We start from the raw sequence: 16,761 nt of genomic DNA on the forward strand, positions 1-16,761 counted from the left end.
CCATGAATGCAACCACAGTAAGCGGGCGCAAACAGCCCCTCATCTACCGGCTGCCGGTGATCTCGCATTTCCGGACGAGCGTCGGGCTGCAGCGCGGCATGCTCGTCACCGGCCTTGTGCTGACCGTCTGCTTTCTGCTGACGGCAGTATTTGCGCCATTTATCGCTCCGTATGGATTCGCCCAAATCAGCGACGCGGCGGGCACGTTCCCGGCCCAGCAGCCCCCCAGCGCTGCCCACATCTGGGGCACCACGGTGAGTGGCTACGACGTCTTTTCCCGCGTGATCTGGGGTGCCCAGACGGCCGCAGTCATCATCATCGTCGCCGTGGCCATGTCGATCTTCCTCGGCGTAGCCCTCGGCCTCGTCAGCGGCTACTTCGGCGGCTGGCTGGACCGCGTGCTGGTGGTGATCGCCGATGCAATCTACGCTTTCCCGTCGCTCCTCCTGGCCATCGTAATGTCAATCGTCATTAGCCAAGGCCAGTCCAGCTTCTGGGGAGGCATTGTTGCCTGCTCCATCGCCATATCGGTCGTGTTCGTCCCCCAGTACTTCCGGGTGATCCGTGCCGAGACGATTCGACTCAAGGCCGAGCCTTACGTCGAATCAGCCAAAGTGGTGGGCGCCTCAAGCTTCCGCATCATGGGCCGCCATATCTTCAAGAATGCAACCCGCACGCTGCCGCTGATTTTCACGCTGAACGCCTCCGAGGCGATCCTGACCCTGGCGGGCCTCGGCTTCCTGGGGTTCGGCATCGAACCGACCTCCGCCGCCGAGTGGGGCTTCGACCTGAACAAGGCCATTAATGATGCCTCCTCGGGCATCTGGTGGACCGGAATCTACCCCGGTATGGCCATCGTCCTGACCGTGCTTGGACTGACCCTCGTGGGTGAGAGCATCAACGATCTCAACGATCCACGGCTCAGGGGCCGCAGGAAGTCCGGCGGCAAGACGCCGGCCGGAGGCCCGGACTCCACCGCCGGCGCGCAGGCCGCCCTTGAAGCAGAATCGAGAGTGCTATGACCACGAACATCGACCGGCCGGGCCCCCGCTCCGGCCCCGTCCTGGACATCGAAAACCTCAAAGTTACGTTCGCGACCGATGCCGGCGATGTCTATGCCGTTAAGGACGTCAGCCTTGAAGTCAATCCCGGCGAGGTAGTCGCCATCGTAGGTGAATCCGGATCCGGCAAGACCGTGACGGCCAAGACCATCTTGGGGCTGCTGCCGGAAACGGCAACCAGCCAAGGCGCCGTCCTGATCAACGGCAACAACGTCATCAGCGTCAGCGCGGCCAAGCTGCGGCAGATCCGCGGCCGCGACGTGGCCATGGTGTTCCAGGAACCGTCCACGGCACTCAACCCCGTCTACACCGTAGGCTGGCAGATAGCCGAGGGCATCCGGGCGCATGCGGACACTGGCAGCGGCAAGAAGATCTCGGCGAAGGAAGCCAAGACGCGGGCCATCGAAGCCCTTCGGAAAGTGGGCATCCCGGACCCGGATACCCGGGTCAACTATTACCCGCACCAGTTCTCGGGCGGCCAGAAGCAACGCGTCGTCATTGCCGCCGCACTGGCCCTGAACCCGGGTCTGATCGTGGCCGACGAGCCGACCACCGCCCTGGATGTCACCGTCCAGGCGGAAATCCTGGAGCTGCTGCGGGACCTGCGGGACAAGTTCGGTACGTCCATCGTGCTGATCACGCACAACATGGGTGTTGTCGCCGACCTCGCCGACCGCGTCGTGGTCATGTACCAGGGCGACGTCGTGGAGGAGGCTCCGTCACGGGTCCTGTTCGCCCAGCCCCGTGAGGAGTACACCAAGAAGCTCCTCGCCGCCGTGCCGCACCTGGGCCGCAACTCTGCGTCCGAAGGCATGACGGAGCGCGCGCATCAGGGTGGGAAAGTACTGGTCGAGGCCAAGAACCTGACCATTGAGTATCCGGGACGGATGGGCACTCCGGCCTTCAAGGCGGTGGACGGCGTCAGTTTTACGGTTTCCGAAGGCGAAGTCTTCGGACTCGTGGGGGAGTCGGGTTCCGGCAAGACCACCATCGGCCGGGCCATCGCCGGCCTCAACCGGACCACGGGCGGCAGCCTCAAGGTGCTGGGCTACGAAATGCTGAACTTCAAGGAGCGGACCTTCAAACCGCTCCGCAAGGAGATCGGCTTCGTGTTCCAGGACCCGGCGGCATCCTTCAACCCGCAACTGACCATCGGCGACTGCGTCGCCGAACCGCTCATCATCCACGGCAACCCGACCCCGGCGGAGGCACGCAAGCGTGTTGGCGAGCTGCTTGAGTCAGTACAGCTGCCGGCGTCGTACGCCGACAGGTTCCCGCATGAGCTCTCCGGCGGGCAGCGGCAGCGCGCCTCGCTGGCACGTGCGCTCATCCTGAACCCGAAGCTGCTCATCGCCGACGAGCCGACGTCGGCGCTGGATGTGTCCGTGCAGGCCGTGGTGCTGGAGCTCTTCAAGGAGATCCAGCGCGAGTTCGGGTTCGCGGCCCTGTTCATTAGCCATGATCTCGCCGTGGTGGACATCCTCTCGCCCTGGGTCGGCGTGCTCTACAAGGGCAAGATGGTCGAACAGGGATTGGGCAACCAGGTGATGGGCAACCCGCAGCACGCCTATACGAAGAAGCTGATTGCTTCGCTTCCCGTTCCGGATCCGGACGAGCAGGCCCGGCGCCGCGAGGCCTTCCGCGAGGTGCTCCACAGCTAGACCGAATCCGGTGCGCACCGGAAGGACATGCCCACCGTTCAGCCGGAACGGTGGGCATGTCCTTTGGTGCGCGGGAACCGACACGAGCGGCGGCGCAGTCAGGCCGCCCAGGCCGCGCGGGCAGCGCTTAACAGCAGAAGTGATTAGCGCCCGTGCCCCTAGACTGGAGCAATGACCGAGCAGAACCAGACCCACCCCGACGCCGATTCCTATGACCCCGGGGCCAGCTCGCTGGCCGGTCACGTGGATCCCGCGGTGATGGCGGAGCTGTTGTCGATCCGCTCCAGCATCGACAACATCGATGCCACCCTCGTCTTCCTGCTCGCCGAGCGCTTCAAGGCGACCCAGAAGGTCGGATTCCTGAAGGCAACCCACAAACTTCCCGCCGGGGACCCGGGCCGGGAAACAGCCCAGATCGCGCGGCTGCGACGCCTTGCCGCGGAGGCCCATCTGGACCCGGCCTTCGCAGAGAAGTTCCTCAACTTCATCATCGGCGAGGTCATCCGGCACCACGAAGCCATTGCCGAGGACCATGAAGCGGCACTGGCCGCCGATCCCCGGGCCACCAACCCCCAGGCCACCAACGCCGTGCGCCATCCGACCGCCGGCGAAGTCCCCGGCGCCGCAGGCCCGACCGTCTCCGCCACCGCCTAGCCGTGGCCGGACTCCAAGCAGCGCAGCCGGAACAGGTCACCGCCACCGCCCTGGGCACCTGGCCCGGCGAGGACCCCCTCGAAGCCGCGCGCATCATCCGCGGCGAGCTGGGCAGCCCGCACCTGCCGTTCCTGGCCGAGTTGCCGGACCGGGGCGTCGGTTCCGACGCACTCGGCCGGACAGCCTCCCTGTTGGTGGACCTCTCCGTGGACGTCCAGCCCTACGGCTGGCGGATCGTGGACCGTCCCGGCAAGGATTTCAGGCGGGCGCATTCTGCCCTGTCCACCGACATCAACATCCTTGCCGACGTGATCGGCGCCGAGGACACCCCGGCAGCGGACATCAAGGTCCAGCTCCGCGGCCCGCTCAGCCTCGCCGCGGGCCTGCATTTGCACAACGGCGAGCGTGCCCTGATAGACCATGGCGCCCGGCGCGACCTCGCTGCTTCGCTGGCCGCCGGCGCCGGCGGCTACCTCAGCCGTGTGGCTGCCGCGGCCCCCGGGGCGCGAATCGTGGTCCAGATCGACGAGCCGGAGATCGCCTCGGTGCTGGCCGGCACCATTCCCACCTCCAGCGGCTACCGGACCCTGCGCTCGGTGCCGGGCCGGGAAGCCACGGACGCCTGGCAGCTGGTCATCGACGCCCTGCGGGCGGCCGGCGCCGTCGAGGTGGTTGTCGCCGTACCGGAAGTCGAGGCGCCGTTCGAACGGATTTTGGCGGCCGGCGCCGACGGGATCGCCGTGCCCCTGCGCGCGCTCACGTCCCGGCAGTGGGAACAGCTCGCCGGCGCCGTGGAGTCTGGTAAGCGGCTGTGGGCCGGGGCGCTCGACGTCGCCAACCCCGCCGCCGCGCTGCCCCGCGTCGCCGACGTCGTGGAAACCGTCTGGCGGCCGTGGCGCCAGCTGGGACTGCCGGCGTCGACCCTCGGCGCCCTGCGGGTCACGCCGTCGGACGGGCTGTCCGGTCATTCGCCGTCGTCCGCGACGGCGGTGCTGGGGCGGCTGACCCAGGTCGCCGACGGCCTCAACCAGCTCGCGCTCGGCTAGCTGCGGGCTTCCCAGCGCTCGGGCCGGGCCCGGTCCGGAAGGTACCCCGGGGCCGACACGCCTCCGGGATACGGTTCCAGCCGGTAGTCGAAGTGCCCGGCGTAGACGAGGACCAGCCCCAGCTGCGGCTGGATCACCTTCACCTGGATCCGGTGCTTCCCGGCGGCGCCCTCCTCCGGCGCCCACCACTGTTCGGCGTAGGCCTTGGCATCAAGGGCGGCCGGCAGGGGAATCCGGAGCGGTCCCAGGAACAGCCGCGAGGCCTCCGAAACCCCGCGCAGCCTGCCCCCGGCGGTGACGCCGAGGTTGAGGTCGGTCACGAGCCGCCTGTACCGCCCGACGTAATCCACCAGACCGTGCCGGCTGCCTGAATCCTCGAAGCTCGTGGTGTCGTGGAACAACCGGGTGGTGCCCGGGAAGAAGATTTCGCGCCGTGCGGTGAGGCTGGACCGCCCGAACGGGTCCAGGTGGGCATGGTTCTCGATCCGGAAGCGGATGCCCTCACCATATTCCGGGAAGAACGACTCCTCGCCGGCGGCGAGGCGCAGCAGCGGGCGCAGCCATTTCTGCCGGCAGCCGACCACCTCGAACATGCCCTCGCCGACGCCGTAGCGGCCGGATCCGGGAGCGAGTGAGAAGTAGTCCTGCAGCTCCGGCTGCAGGAGCGCAAAGTCCGCGCCGAGCGCACGCTCGTAGATCGGGGTGCTCACAGAATCCTCCTGGGTTCCTGGCCTGTTGCTGGGTTCCTGCCTACAGCCTGCGGCACGGACGGGGGTTTGTCACAACCCCTACTGCGGCGTTGAAGTACGGTCCGGGCGCCGGCGGCGCCATGCCCGGGCGCCGCCGAATACGACAAAGCCATTTCAATAGGGGAATATATACATATGAAGGCACGCATTCTGGTAGTGGACGATGACGAGGCGCTGGCCGAGATGATCGGTATTGTGCTGCGCAATGACGGGTTCGAGCCTGTCTTCTGCGCTGACGGCGGGAAGGCCCTGGAAGTTTTCCGCGCCGCCAAGCCGGACCTCGTGCTGCTGGACCTCATGCTCCCGGGCATAGACGGCATTGAAGTCTGCCGCCAGATCCGCGCCGAATCCGACGTGCCGATCGTGATGCTCACCGCCAAGGCAGACACCTCCGACGTCGTCCGTGGCCTCGAGTCCGGCGCCGATGACTACGTCCCGAAGCCGTTCAAACCGGCCGAGCTCGTCGCCCGGGTCCGGGCCCGGCTCCGGCCCGGCGACCAGAAGGCTCCGGAGACGCTGCGCATCGCGGACGTCACCATCGACGTCGCAGGACACCTCGTCAGCCGCGGCACCGAGCGCATCTCGCTGACACCCCTGGAATTCGACCTGCTCGTGGCACTGGCCCGCAAACCCTGGCAGGTCTTCACCCGGGAACTTCTCCTGGAGCAGGTCTGGGGCTACAGGCACGCCGCCGACACGCGGCTGGTCAACGTCCACGTCCAGCGGCTGAGGTCAAAGATCGAACGTGACCCGGAAGCCCCCGAAGTTGTATTGACGGTCCGTGGTGTCGGCTACAAAGCAGGTTCCTGAACCGTCGGAAGGCCGCCCCGGAAATGGTCCGGTGGGCGCCCCCGCTCAAGGGGCCGCTCCCAAAAGTGCTGCCCGCGCATCGGTTGATCTCCGCGAGCCCGGCCTGACGGTTCCCGCCGCCGACGCGCCCACTTCCGTCGCGCCGGCTTCCGGCTCACCCAGTGCCGGCACGCCGACGGCGGCCCCGAAGCCGGCCGCCGTCGAACCCGGGCCAGCCGAAGCCGATACCCCCGACGCCGGCTCGTTCGAGCCCACAGCCGCCCGGCACCACGGCGGTCCGGCCGCCGGCTGGCATGCCGTGGGCTTCCGGACCAGGATCTGGGTGAAGCGCGCCCGGATTGTGGGCGTGCGCGTGGCGAGGCTGGTCCGGATCGGAGCCACCCGCCTGCTTCCCGGCATCCGCTACCTGCTCCGCTCACTGCACAGCAAATGGCGGCGGTCGATGCAGTTCCGGACCGTGCTGACGACGCTCATGCTGGCGATCATGTCCTTCGCCGTCGTCGGCGCGTACCTGTCGAACCAGATCGCCAACAACCTCTTCCAGGAACGGCTGGCCCAGGCCGAGTCGGAGACGCGCTACAACGTCAAACAGGTCCAGGACACGTTCGACGGCGCCCAGGTCACCGATCAGTCCAGTGTCATTACGCTCGTTTACGACACGCTGAACGCCGTCGAGGGCCGTGGTTCGGTGATTCAGAGGCGCTACGTCTTTGAGGCGATGCCGGAACAGACCAAACCCCGCAACCGCTGGGTGGAGTCACGGGCCTCGGACCAGCTCACCATCAGCGTTATTCCGACCGACCTGCGCAAGGCCGTGCAGGATTCGGGCAAGGAGCAGTTCTGGGCATCCACGGAGTTCCCGGTGGGTACCGAAGACCGGCCCGGAATTGCCGTCGGCAACAAGGTCACCTTCAACGGCACGGTCTATGAGCTCTACCTGATCTATGACCTCAATACGGCACAGAAGACCCTCGACGAGATCCAGAACGTGCTGCTGGCCGGCGGCGCGGTGCTGGCGCTGCTGATCGGCGCCGTGGCCTGGTACGTGACCCGAAATGTCGTCAGCCCGGTCAGCCACGCCGCTGTCGTGTCCGAGAAGCTCGCAGCGGGGCAGCTGCAGGAACGCATGGTGGTCAAGGGCGAGGACGAGGTGGCGCGACTGGGGGCCTCCTTCAACCACATGGCCGCGAGCCTCCAGGAGCAGATCACGCAGCTCGCCACCCTGTCCCAGATGCAGCAGCGGTTCGTCTCCGACGTCTCCCACGAACTGCGTACTCCGCTCACGACCGTGCGGATGGCCGCCGAAGTCCTCTACGACGCACGCGAGGACTTCGACCCGATCAACAAGCGCTCCGCGGAACTGCTCTACAACCAGGTGGAGCGGTTCCAGTCCCTCTTGGCCGACCTGCTGGAAATCTCCCGCTTCGACGCCGGCGTCGCCACGCTCGACGCCGAACCCGGCGACGTTGTGCAGCTCGTTGCGCATGTGATGGAAGGCGTTGCCCCGGTGGCGGCCGAGTACGGCTCCGACGTCACCCTCAACGCGCCCCAGGACAGCATCATCGTGGATATGGACGACCGCCGGATCGACCGGATCCTGCGCAACCTCATCCTGAACGCGCTGGAACACGGTGAGGGCCGCCCGGTGAACATTTCCGTGGCCGCCAACGGCAACTCCGTGGCCGTCGCAGTCCGGGACCACGGCATCGGCATGACTCCGGCGGAAGCGGCACGCGTGTTCGACCGGTTCTGGCGCGCCGATCCGGCCCGTGCGCGCACGACGGGCGGCAGCGGCCTCGGCCTGTCCATCGCCGCCGAAGACACGAAACTCCACAACGGCTGGCTCCAGGCCTGGGGAAGGAAGGGCAGCGGCGCGAACTTCCGCCTCACCCTCCCGTTGCGCCAGGGGGAGACCATCACGAAATCACCCCTCCAGCTGGAGCCGGTCGACGTCGGACTTCACGGCGCGGGAAGCGAACGCACCATGCTGCTGCTGGACCCCTCGCCGGCCCCGCACGTAGACGGTGCCGGCAAGGCCAGTACCGGGACCACGGACCCCGGAAAAATGGGTACCGGATCAGCGGGAACCGGAACGAAGGAGGGGTCATGAGCGGTGCCACTGGGAAGGCCACCCGGGCCGCAGCCGCGCTGCTGGCGGTGCTGCTGTTCCTGCTGACCTCCTGCGCGCAGATCCCGCGCTCGGGCCCGGTGGGCAAGAGCACGGACGAGAGCGCGGGGAACCCCAACAATGCCCCCGTGTTCTTCCCGTCCGCGCCCCGTGAAGGCGCAGGGCCGGAAGCGGTCATTGAGGACTTCTATCTCGCCGGCAGCGGCTACGAGGACGACTACGCGGTGGCGCGCCAGTACCTCACCCAGGCGTCGTCAGTGACCTGGAAACCCGACCAGCGGGTGCTCGTCTTCCGCTCCGCGCGGGTGGTGCCGACCGGCGTCGAAAACGTCTTCAACTACGAGCTGGACCTGTCCTACTCCGTGGACGCGGACGGGGTGGCCACCCAGCTGCCGGAGGGGACCAAAGAAAACATTCCCGCCACGCTGACCCAGGTGGACGGTGAATGGCGGATTGCGGAACTCCCGGACGGCACGGCGATCCCGGAGGAGACCTTCAAGGTCATCTACGGCGCCTATCCGATCTATTTCTATGACCCCACGTTCACCTACGCCGTGCCCGACGTCCGCTGGTTCATCAAGAAGAAGACCGTCAAGGCCATGACCAGTGCGCTGCTCGGCGGTCCGGCGCCGTACCTCAAGGGCGCCGTCGTCAGTGCCTTCCCCTCGGGCATCAAGCTGGCCCGCGAGTCGGTTCCCGTAGTCTCCGGCGCCGCCCAGGTGGACCTCACGGCGAAGGACCTTGTGGAGGCTTCCAACGAGGACCGGCTGCGGATGCAGACCCAGCTTGCCCTCACGTTCCGCAGCCAGCCGGATGTCATCAACGTCGAGCTGCGGGCCAACCAGGACCTGGTGCGCGTGGAAGACAACGGTTCGGTCCTCCCGCCGATCCGCGACAAAAACGTCCCGGCCCGCCAGATCGCCGTGAGCAACAACGATCTGGTCCGGTATGAGAACAACAGGATCTCGCCGCTTCCGGACATCCAGTCCGTCTCGTCCCTGTCGCCGCGGGCACCGGCGGAGTCGCCCGTCTCGCAATCCGCGGCCTTCCTCAACGCCGGACGCGGCACGCTGTACTCGGTCGTGCCCGGCCAGCCCGCGAGGTCCCTCACCACGCGCGCCACCCTGACCCGACCCTCCTTCGACCGGTACGACTGGGTTTGGACGGCCGGGCCGGGCGCCAACGGCGCGACGGAACTGGTCGCCTACCGGCCGGCCGGCGTGGCCGAAGGCGCCACCGTGCCCACTGTGACGGTGTCGCCGGCATGGCTTTCCGGACGGACCGTCAAGGAATTCAAGGCCTCACGCGAGGGCACCCGCGCCCTCATCATCACGGAGCAGAACGGCAAAACGAAAGTCCAGATAACCGGCATCGTCCGGGCAGCGGACGGAACGCCCAAGGACCTGACCGTGCCGATGACCCTCCTCGCGTCGAATGACCCCGATCAGGGCGTGTGGGTGGACGACTCCACAGTGGCTGTGATGAAGGGCTCGCCAAGCAACGCCGTCGCTCCCGAGTTGCTGTTCCTCACCTCGTCGCAGCCGCAGAAGCTGGCGCCATGGCCCGGACTGACCGCGCTCAGCGCGGGCAACGGCGGGGAGGAAATCTACGCCCAGTCAACGGAAGGCATCTTCCAGCGGATCGGCAATGGGTGGTCCCCGCAGCTCAAGGGACCGATCGATCCGTCCTACCCGGGCTAGCGCTACCACCGGGCACGGCCGGGACCTTTCGGGGGCCGGGCCCGGCCGGTGCGTGGCCGCTTTCCACATAACGCCCTCGGGGCCTCCCGCAGGCAACCACGCGGGCGGAACCTTGTGACGTGGCGATTTTCAGAGAACTCCGTGACACCGGCCGTGGTGGAAGTGCCAGCGGCCGGGCTGGTTCCGGCGCCGCGGCCAACGCCGCGGCCGGGTCCAAAGGCAAAAGAACCCGAACCCGCGCAGCCCGTGGGCTGAGGAGAGCTGCAGACCCCGACCTGGCACCGCCGGCAACGGCTGCGGCCAGACACCGTGGTGGCTACCGCCGTCCGTTGGCACGGCTGGCGGACGGGGCCGCGGCCGCCGTGGCCGAAGTGCTGGCACTCGCCGCGCCGGTGGACTGCGTCTGTTGCGGGGCTGAAGACCTGGCGCTCTGCGGCGGCTGCGAACGGCAGGTCCGGCAGCTGATGCGCACACCGTTCCGGGCGGAAGCGCAGGCCCCGGCCCTCATGGACGTGGACGGCTCGGTGCTGCTGCCGGTCGTGGCCGCCGGTGCCTACCGCGCGGAGCTGGCCCTCGCGGTGCTGTCCTTCAAGAAGCACGGGCAGAGACAGCTCGCGGAGGTCTTGTCGACGGGCCTGGCCCGGGCCATCCGGGCTGCCGCCGGGGAGGCCCCCGGGGTGCTGCTCGTACCCGTGCCAACGAGCGGCAGCGCCTTTCGGCGGAGGGGCTTCAGTCCCGTCCATGTGTTGCTGGGCGGGCTGGGACCACTCCGCGCAGCGGGAGCCGGCGGGCAATCCGGCCTGTCCACCGTCCACGCTCTCCACAAGACGGGGCTGCGGGCACGCAGGGGGCCGGCCGGGCGTGGAGCCCCGGCGCCGTTGCCGACGCCGGGGTCCCCGTACGGTCTCCCCGGGTTTCGGGGACAGCCCGGCGGCCAAAAGGGACTGGGCCGCGGGGACCGGGCGCAGCGGGTTCGGGGATCCATGCGGGTACGTCGCGGGCTCTTCGCTCCGGGCGTAAACGGCCGGCCGTGCATCATCGTTGACGACGTGCTCACCACGGGGGCCACCTTGGCCGAGGCGGCCCGGGCGTTGCGGGCGGCCGGAGCGCTGGTGACGGGCGCCGTCGTCCTCGCCGCGACACGCCCGCCCGTCACGCGCGACTTCGGCGCAGCCGGCCCCGCGATGGCAGGGAAGCGGCCTGTCAATGAAAAAAATAAACCAAAAAAGGATGAATAAGAGGTTGCTATGAACTAACGTCGAAGATGGGTACCAAGAACAGATGTACCTGTCGATAGCGGCTCGGAAAGGGGCTCGACTGTCAGTCAGAACAGCCCCAGGAAGTGCCGCCGTCGTGTCACCGAAGTCATTTGGAGGGCACCATGGAGTTCATGATCAGCGGACGCAATTTGACGGTCTCGGACCGGTTCCGCGAGTACGCCGACGAGAAGATCTCGAAGATCACGTCGCTGGGGGACAAAGTCCAGAGGGTGGACGCGAAGGTTTCCAAGGAGACCAAGGCCCGGCAGACCGACGAGATGCTCACGGTTGAGCTGACCGTCCTGGGCCGTGGCCCCGTCATTCGTGCCGAAGCCAGCGCCGCCGACAAGTTCGCCGCGTTCGATCTTGCCTACAACAAGCTTCTTGAACGCCTGCGCCGGGCGAAGGACCGCAAGAAGGTCCACCACGGCCGGCACACCCCCAAGTCCGTCACCGAAGCGACGGCAACCCTCGAGCCTGCGAGCACCCGCGAGCCCATTTACGAAGAGGCGAACCATTGGCTTGAGCCCAAGGAGGCTCCCGCTGAAAGATCGCCCTATGAGGTCGAGAACGATATCCCGGCCGGAGACTCGCCCGTGCTCATCCGCCGGAAGGTCTTTCCCGCATCATCCCTCACGCTCGACGACGCCGTCGACAACATGGAGCTCGTGGGGCACGACTTCTACCTCTTCGTGGACAAGGAGACCAAAGCGCCGTCCGTCGTGTACCGCCGGGACGGGTGGACGTATGGAGTGATCTCCCTTGACCAGACCTGCGAGCCCGGGGCGGCTGCGCTGGAAGAGAAGATCCTCGCTTACCGGTCCGAGGATGAGCCGGCCACCGCATAAGCTGGTGCTGACCATCCGACGAAAGGACTGACGTGCAGGAATTGCTGAGCCTCAAGCAGGCCCGGCGGATCGCATTGGCAGCCCAGGGATTGGACAAGGTACGGCCCGCCGGACCCGTGACTGCACGGGCGGTGGGCCGTACCTTTGCCCGTCTCCAGCTGGTCCAGATCGACTCCGTCAACGTGCTGTCGCGAAGCCACTACCTGCCGTTCTTCTCCCGTCTTGGGAACTACGACCGCGCCATCCTTCAACGGATGGCCGGCACCCACCCGCGCCGCATGATGGAGTACTGGGCGCACGAGGCCAGCTTCATCCGGCCCGACCACTTCCAGGACCTGGTCCTGTGGCAGAGCCGGAAATGGGTGGGGGCGCATGCCATGGACCCCGAGCTGCGCAGCGGTGTCGCCGAGCGGGTGCTCGAGGCGCTGGCAGCCGGCCGGCCGATGACCGCCGCCGAACTCACCGCCCGGCTGGGTCACGTGGAGGACCGGCTGCAGGACAACTGGGGGTGGAACTGGAACGCGGTAAAGCGGGTCCTGGAGCACCTCTTCGAAGCCGGACTCATCTCGGCCGCGTCCCGCACGGAGTCCTTTGAACGGCGCTACACCCTTACCGCCAAGGTCCTGCCCGCCAGGCCGGACGCAGATCCCGACGCCGCAGCCGCCGCGGTAGACACAGGGCAGGAGCCGGCGGCAGCGCTGGTCCGCCTGATCGAAGCCGCCGCCACGGCCCATGGGATCGGCACGCTGCGGTGTTTCGCTGATTACTTCCGGACGCCCATGCGTGCGTCCGCCATTGCCGTGGAACACCTCGTCGACGCCGGCAGGCTTCGGCCGGTCACCGTGACCGGCTGGAACAAGCCCGTCTACCGGCACGTCGAGGCAAAGCTCCCACGCACGGCCACGGGGCGCGCACTGCTGAGCCCCTTCGACTCGCTGGTCTTCGAGCGGCGTCGGCTCGAGGACTTGTTCGGTTTCCATTACCGCCTTGAGATCTACACACCGGAGCCGAAGCGCCGCTTTGGCTACTACGTGCTGCCGTTCCTCCTGCGCGACGGGATCGTGGCCCGCGTCGACCTCAAGGCCGACCGCGCCAACGGCCTCCTGCTGGCCAGGGCTGCGTACGCGGAGCCGGGCGCCCCGGCCGACACCGCCGTCGAACTCGCCGCGGAACTGCAGCTCATGGCAGAGTGGCTGGAACTGGACCGGATTGTTGTGTCCCCGAAAGGGGACCTGGCGCCGTCACTCGCGGACGCCGTGTCCGGCGCGGGAAGCGGTGTATCCGCTCTGAGGGAACAGGCGTAACCGGCGCTGCGTCTCTCCCGTAGACTAAACACGCCAGAATTCGGCAGCTTGAGACTGGGAGCAACTTCACGTGGCATCACTTATCGAAAAACTTCTCCGCACGGGTGATAAAAAGACCCTGAGGCAACTGCGGAACTATGCCGATTCCATCAATGCCCTCGAAAGTTCCTTCCAGACCTTCACCGACGCCGAACTGCGCGAAGAGACCGACCGTCTCCGCGCACGCCACGTTGACGGCGAGAAGCTCAACGACCTGCTGCCCGAGGCGTTCGCCGCCGTCCGCGAAGCCTCCTCGCGCACCCTTGGCCTGCGCCACTTCGATGTCCAGCTGATGGGCGGCGCTGCCCTGCACCTGGGCAACATCTCCGAAATGAAGACCGGTGAAGGCAAGACGCTGGTGGCCACCGCTCCGGCCTACCTCAACGCACTGGCCGGCAACGGCGTGCACGTCATTACCGTGAACGACTATCTGGCGGAGTACCAGTCGGACCTCATGGGCCGTGTCTACCGGTTCCTTGGACTGACCAGCGGCTGCATCCTGTCCAACCAGGACCCCGCCGTGCGCCGCGAACAGTACGCCGCTGACATCACCTACGGCACCAACAACGAATTCGGCTTCGATTACCTGCGCGACAACATGGCGTGGGACAAGTCCGAGCTCGTCCAGCGCGGCCACAACTTCGCCATCGTCGATGAGGTGGACTCCATCCTCATCGATGAGGCACGTACCCCGCTCATCATCTCCGGCCCGGCACAGGGCGACACCAACCGCTGGTACAGCGAGTTCGCCAAGGTCGTCACCCGGCTCAAGCCCGAGGATGACTACGAAGTCGACGAAAAAAAGCGCACCGTCGGCGTGCTCGAGGCAGGCATCGAGAAGGTCGAGGACTACCTCGGCATCCACAACCTCTACGAGTCCGCCAACACCCCTTTGATCGGCTTCCTCAACAACGCCATCAAGGCCAAGGAACTCTTCAAGCGGGACAAGGACTACGTCATCCTCGACGGCGAGGTGCTCATCGTTGACGAGCACACCGGCCGCATCCTCGCGGGCCGGCGCTACAACGAAGGCATGCACCAGGCGATCGAGGCCAAGGAAGGCGTCGAGATCAAGGCCGAGAACCAGACCCTGGCCACGGTCACGCTGCAGAACTACTTCCGTATGTACGACAAGCTGGCCGGCATGACCGGTACCGCCGAGACCGAAGCCGCCGAGTTCATGAGCACCTACACGCTCGGCGTCGTTGCCATCCCCACCAACCGCGACATGCAGCGCATCGACCAGGCGGACCTCGTGTACAAGAACGAGGCCGTCAAGTTCGACGCCGTTGTCAAAGACATCGCCGAACGGCACGCAAAGGGCCAGCCCATCCTGGTCGGCACCACCAGCGTCGAGAAGAGCGAGTACCTCTCCCGGCTGCTGGCCAAGGAGGGCGTCCGGCACGAAGTCCTCAACGCCAAGAACCACGCCCGTGAAGCCGCGATCGTGGCCCAGGCCGGCCGCAAGGGCGCCGTGACCGTCGCGACCAACATGGCAGGCCGTGGCACGGACATCATGCTCGGCGGCAACGCCGAGTTCACCGCCGTCGCCGAACTCGCCAAGCGCGGGCTGGACCCGGAAGAGAACTCCGAAGAATACGAAGCGGCCTGGCCGGCAGCCTTCGAAGCCGCCAAGCAGTCCGTGAAGGACGAGCACGAGGAAGTCCTCAACCTCGGTGGCCTGTACGTGCTGGGCACCGAACGGCACGAATCACGCCGGATCGACAACCAACTGCGCGGCCGCTCGGGCCGCCAGGGCGACCCCGGCGAGTCCCGCTTCTACCTGTCATTGACCGACGACCTGATGCGCCTTTTCAATTCCGGCGCGGCAGAACGGCTGATGAACAGTTCGGTGCCGGACGACGTCGCGCTCGAATCCAAGCTCGTCTCGCGTGCCATCGCCTCGGCCCAGGGCCAGGTGGAGGGCCGCAACGCCGAACAGCGCAAGAACGTCCTCAAGTACGATGACGTCCTGAATCGCCAGCGCGAAGCCATCTACGGCGACCGCCGCCGCATCCTCGAAGGCGATGACCTGCACGAAAAGGTCCAGTACTTCCTGGAAGACACGATCACCGCGTTCATCGACGGAGCCACCGCCGAGGGCACCGGGGATGACTGGGACTTCAACCTGTTGTGGTCCAATCTCAAGACGCTCTACCCGGTCAGTGTCACGCCGCGGGACCTCATCGACGAGGCCGGCGGCAAGTCACGGATCACCGTGGACTTCCTCAAGGAAGAGATCCTCTCCGACGCGCGGCTGGTCTACCAGGCCCGCGAAGAAGCCATCGGCCAGGAGAGCATGCGCGAACTCGAGCGCCGTGTTGTCCTGTCGGTCATCGGCCGCAAGTGGCAGGAACACCTCTATGAGATGGACTACCTGAAGGAAGGCATCGGCCTGCGCGCGATGGCCCAGCGCGATCCCCTGGTGGAGTACCAGCGCGAGGGCTTCATCATGTTCCAGGCCATGATGGAGGCCATCCGGGAGGAAAGCGTCGGCTTCCTGTTCAATCTTGAGGTTGAGGTGACCCCCGCCGAGGACGTGGTCGTGGCGGACGCCGCGGGCCAGCACACTGAACATCACGAGCCGCAGATCCGGGCCGCAGGACTGGAAGCGCCGGAGAAGCCGGCGCAGCTGCAGTACACGGCCCCCGGCGAGGACGGTTCGGCCCAGACGCGTGTCGAGGCCAAGGCTTCCGGCCGGTCCGGAAACCCGGCCAAGGCCGCGGCACAGGATGCCCCGCGCCGCGCGAACAAGAAGAAGCGGCGCTAGCTGATCTGCTATTGGCTGGCCCGCGGCGGCCAGAACTGACGGCACCGCAATAACTGCGGCAATGAGAGAGGACCGGAACATGTTCCGGTCCTCTCTCATTGCCGCTCTGTCCTCCTTTCATCGCTGCAGTCGGTCTCCCCAGCCTGCTTTCCGGTAACAGTCCGCGGTGGCTGTCAGCCGATTTCCAGGACGGTGACGCGCCAGGCAAGCCTGCTGCGTTCCAGCCTCAGCGCCACGGCCCGGACGCGCAGCTCCTCGACCACGACGGCGCTGGCCTCATAGACATCCGCGGACACCCGGCAGGCCCGGACCGAGCGGACGGAGGGGTTGCGGTGCAGCCGTCCCGCGGTCGGCGACGCCCCGCACGGCACCCTGCGGGTCAGTGCGGCACGGTGCTGCAGGGCAGCGAGGCAGCGCTCGTCGAGCCGGCGGGCGAGCTGCTGCGCCGGCCGGATGCCGGCCAGCACCTCGATGGCAGCCTGAACCGTGCTGCGCGAAATCGCACAAATCTCCCGGGTTTCATCGGCGACCCGAACCAGCGGCGCCGGTGGCTCGGGCGTGTCCGGGCCACCGGCCGGTGCTGCGCCGCCTGGGACCAGGCGCAAGGGCGAAGCATTGGCTACGTGGGCTTGCGCGGCGGCGCGGGGGCTGGTCATGGCGCTCATGATGCTTCCTTTTTGCTGGGGGACGGTGGCTGTTGGGGGACCGCTGTGGTTCTTTTCGATGCTGGTG

Annotated in this window: 13 protein-coding genes; 11 read left to right on the forward strand and 2 right to left on the reverse strand. The window is 67.0% G+C overall.

The window, feature by feature from the left end; genetic code table 11:
- The first annotated feature begins 2 nt into the window (after nt 1-2).
- The 4 genes from AC1DF4_RS02945 (at nt 3) to AC1DF4_RS02960 (ending at nt 4,422) form a co-directional block, all read left to right on the forward strand.
- Nucleotides 3-1,022, forward strand: a complete 1,020-nt coding sequence (locus AC1DF4_RS02945; RefSeq protein WP_476911457.1) for an ABC transporter permease — start codon at nt 3-5, stop codon at nt 1,020-1,022.
- A complete protein-coding gene (locus tag AC1DF4_RS02950; protein ID WP_476911458.1) occupies nt 1,019-2,722 on the forward strand; it encodes an ABC transporter ATP-binding protein in 1,704 nt (567 codons plus the stop codon). The genes AC1DF4_RS02945 and AC1DF4_RS02950 overlap by 4 nt, the downstream gene beginning before the upstream one ends.
- A gap of 171 nt (nt 2,723-2,893) precedes the next feature.
- Entirely contained in the window at nt 2,894-3,376 is a 483-nt protein-coding gene (locus AC1DF4_RS02955) for a chorismate mutase (protein ID WP_476911459.1), read from the forward strand.
- A 2-nt stretch (nt 3,377-3,378) separates the two neighbouring features.
- Nucleotides 3,379-4,422, forward strand: a complete 1,044-nt coding sequence (locus AC1DF4_RS02960; protein WP_476911460.1) for a uroporphyrinogen decarboxylase/cobalamine-independent methonine synthase family protein — start codon at nt 3,379-3,381, stop codon at nt 4,420-4,422.
- Here AC1DF4_RS02960 and AC1DF4_RS02965 read toward each other — a convergent pair.
- Nucleotides 4,419-5,132: a DUF4166 domain-containing protein gene (locus tag AC1DF4_RS02965; RefSeq protein ID WP_476911461.1), complete on the reverse strand. Its 714-nt coding sequence runs from the start codon at nt 5,130-5,132 to the stop codon at nt 4,419-4,421. The two genes, AC1DF4_RS02960 and AC1DF4_RS02965, sit on opposite strands and share 4 nt — an antisense overlap.
- A 174-nt stretch (nt 5,133-5,306) precedes the next feature.
- Between AC1DF4_RS02965 and mtrA the strand changes: the two genes are divergently transcribed.
- The 7 genes from mtrA (at nt 5,307) to secA (ending at nt 16,029) form a co-directional block, all read left to right on the forward strand.
- A complete protein-coding gene (gene mtrA, locus AC1DF4_RS02970) occupies nt 5,307-5,981 on the forward strand; it encodes an MtrAB system response regulator MtrA (protein ID WP_441404556.1) in 675 nt (224 codons plus the stop codon).
- 340 nt (nt 5,982-6,321) lie between these two features.
- Entirely contained in the window at nt 6,322-8,091 is a 1,770-nt protein-coding gene (gene mtrB / locus AC1DF4_RS02975) for an MtrAB system histidine kinase MtrB (protein WP_476911628.1), read from the forward strand.
- A complete protein-coding gene (locus tag AC1DF4_RS02980; protein ID WP_476911462.1) occupies nt 8,088-9,809 on the forward strand; it encodes an LpqB family beta-propeller domain-containing protein in 1,722 nt (573 codons plus the stop codon). The genes mtrB and AC1DF4_RS02980 overlap by 4 nt, the downstream gene beginning before the upstream one ends.
- A gap of 329 nt (nt 9,810-10,138) precedes the next feature.
- The gene (locus AC1DF4_RS02985; protein WP_476911463.1) at nt 10,139-11,047 is read left to right on the forward strand and encodes a ComF family protein; all 909 of its coding nucleotides are present in this window, start codon (nt 10,139-10,141) and stop codon (nt 11,045-11,047) included.
- A gap of 143 nt (nt 11,048-11,190) precedes the next feature.
- A complete protein-coding gene (hpf, locus tag AC1DF4_RS02990; RefSeq protein WP_476911464.1) occupies nt 11,191-11,916 on the forward strand; it encodes a ribosome hibernation-promoting factor, HPF/YfiA family in 726 nt (241 codons plus the stop codon).
- A gap of 32 nt (nt 11,917-11,948) precedes the next feature.
- Nucleotides 11,949-13,220 (forward strand): winged helix-turn-helix domain-containing protein, encoded by a 1,272-nt coding sequence (locus AC1DF4_RS02995; protein ID WP_476911465.1) that lies wholly within the window; start codon nt 11,949-11,951, stop codon nt 13,218-13,220.
- Nucleotides 13,221-13,290: 70 nt separating this feature from the next.
- A complete protein-coding gene (gene secA / locus AC1DF4_RS03000; protein ID WP_476911466.1) occupies nt 13,291-16,029 on the forward strand; it encodes a preprotein translocase subunit SecA in 2,739 nt (912 codons plus the stop codon).
- Nucleotides 16,030-16,202: 173 nt separating this feature from the next.
- On the opposite strand, the gene AC1DF4_RS03005 is transcribed toward secA, so the two are convergent.
- Nucleotides 16,203-16,694: an Rv3235 family protein gene (locus tag AC1DF4_RS03005; RefSeq protein ID WP_476911467.1), complete on the reverse strand. Its 492-nt coding sequence runs from the start codon at nt 16,692-16,694 to the stop codon at nt 16,203-16,205.
- Nucleotides 16,695-16,761: the final 67 nt, after the last annotated feature.

The sequence above is a fragment of the Arthrobacter sp. 05N429 genome, from assembly GCF_056397045.1.

Coding starts and splice junctions, on each gene's coding strand:
- AC1DF4_RS03005 (WP_476911467.1), bottom strand. CDS start 16,694: ATGAGCGCCATGACCAGCCCCCGCGCCGCCGCGCAAGCCCACGTAGCC.
- AC1DF4_RS02955 (WP_476911459.1), top strand. CDS start 2,894: ATGACCGAGCAGAACCAGACCCACCCCGACGCCGATTCCTATGACCCC.
- mtrA (WP_441404556.1), top strand. CDS start 5,307: ATGAAGGCACGCATTCTGGTAGTGGACGATGACGAGGCGCTGGCCGAG.
- AC1DF4_RS02950 (WP_476911458.1), top strand. CDS start 1,019: ATGACCACGAACATCGACCGGCCGGGCCCCCGCTCCGGCCCCGTCCTG.
- AC1DF4_RS02980 (WP_476911462.1), top strand. CDS start 8,088: ATGAGCGGTGCCACTGGGAAGGCCACCCGGGCCGCAGCCGCGCTGCTG.
- AC1DF4_RS02945 (WP_476911457.1), top strand. CDS start 3: ATGAATGCAACCACAGTAAGCGGGCGCAAACAGCCCCTCATCTACCGG.
- hpf (WP_476911464.1), top strand. CDS start 11,191: ATGGAGTTCATGATCAGCGGACGCAATTTGACGGTCTCGGACCGGTTC.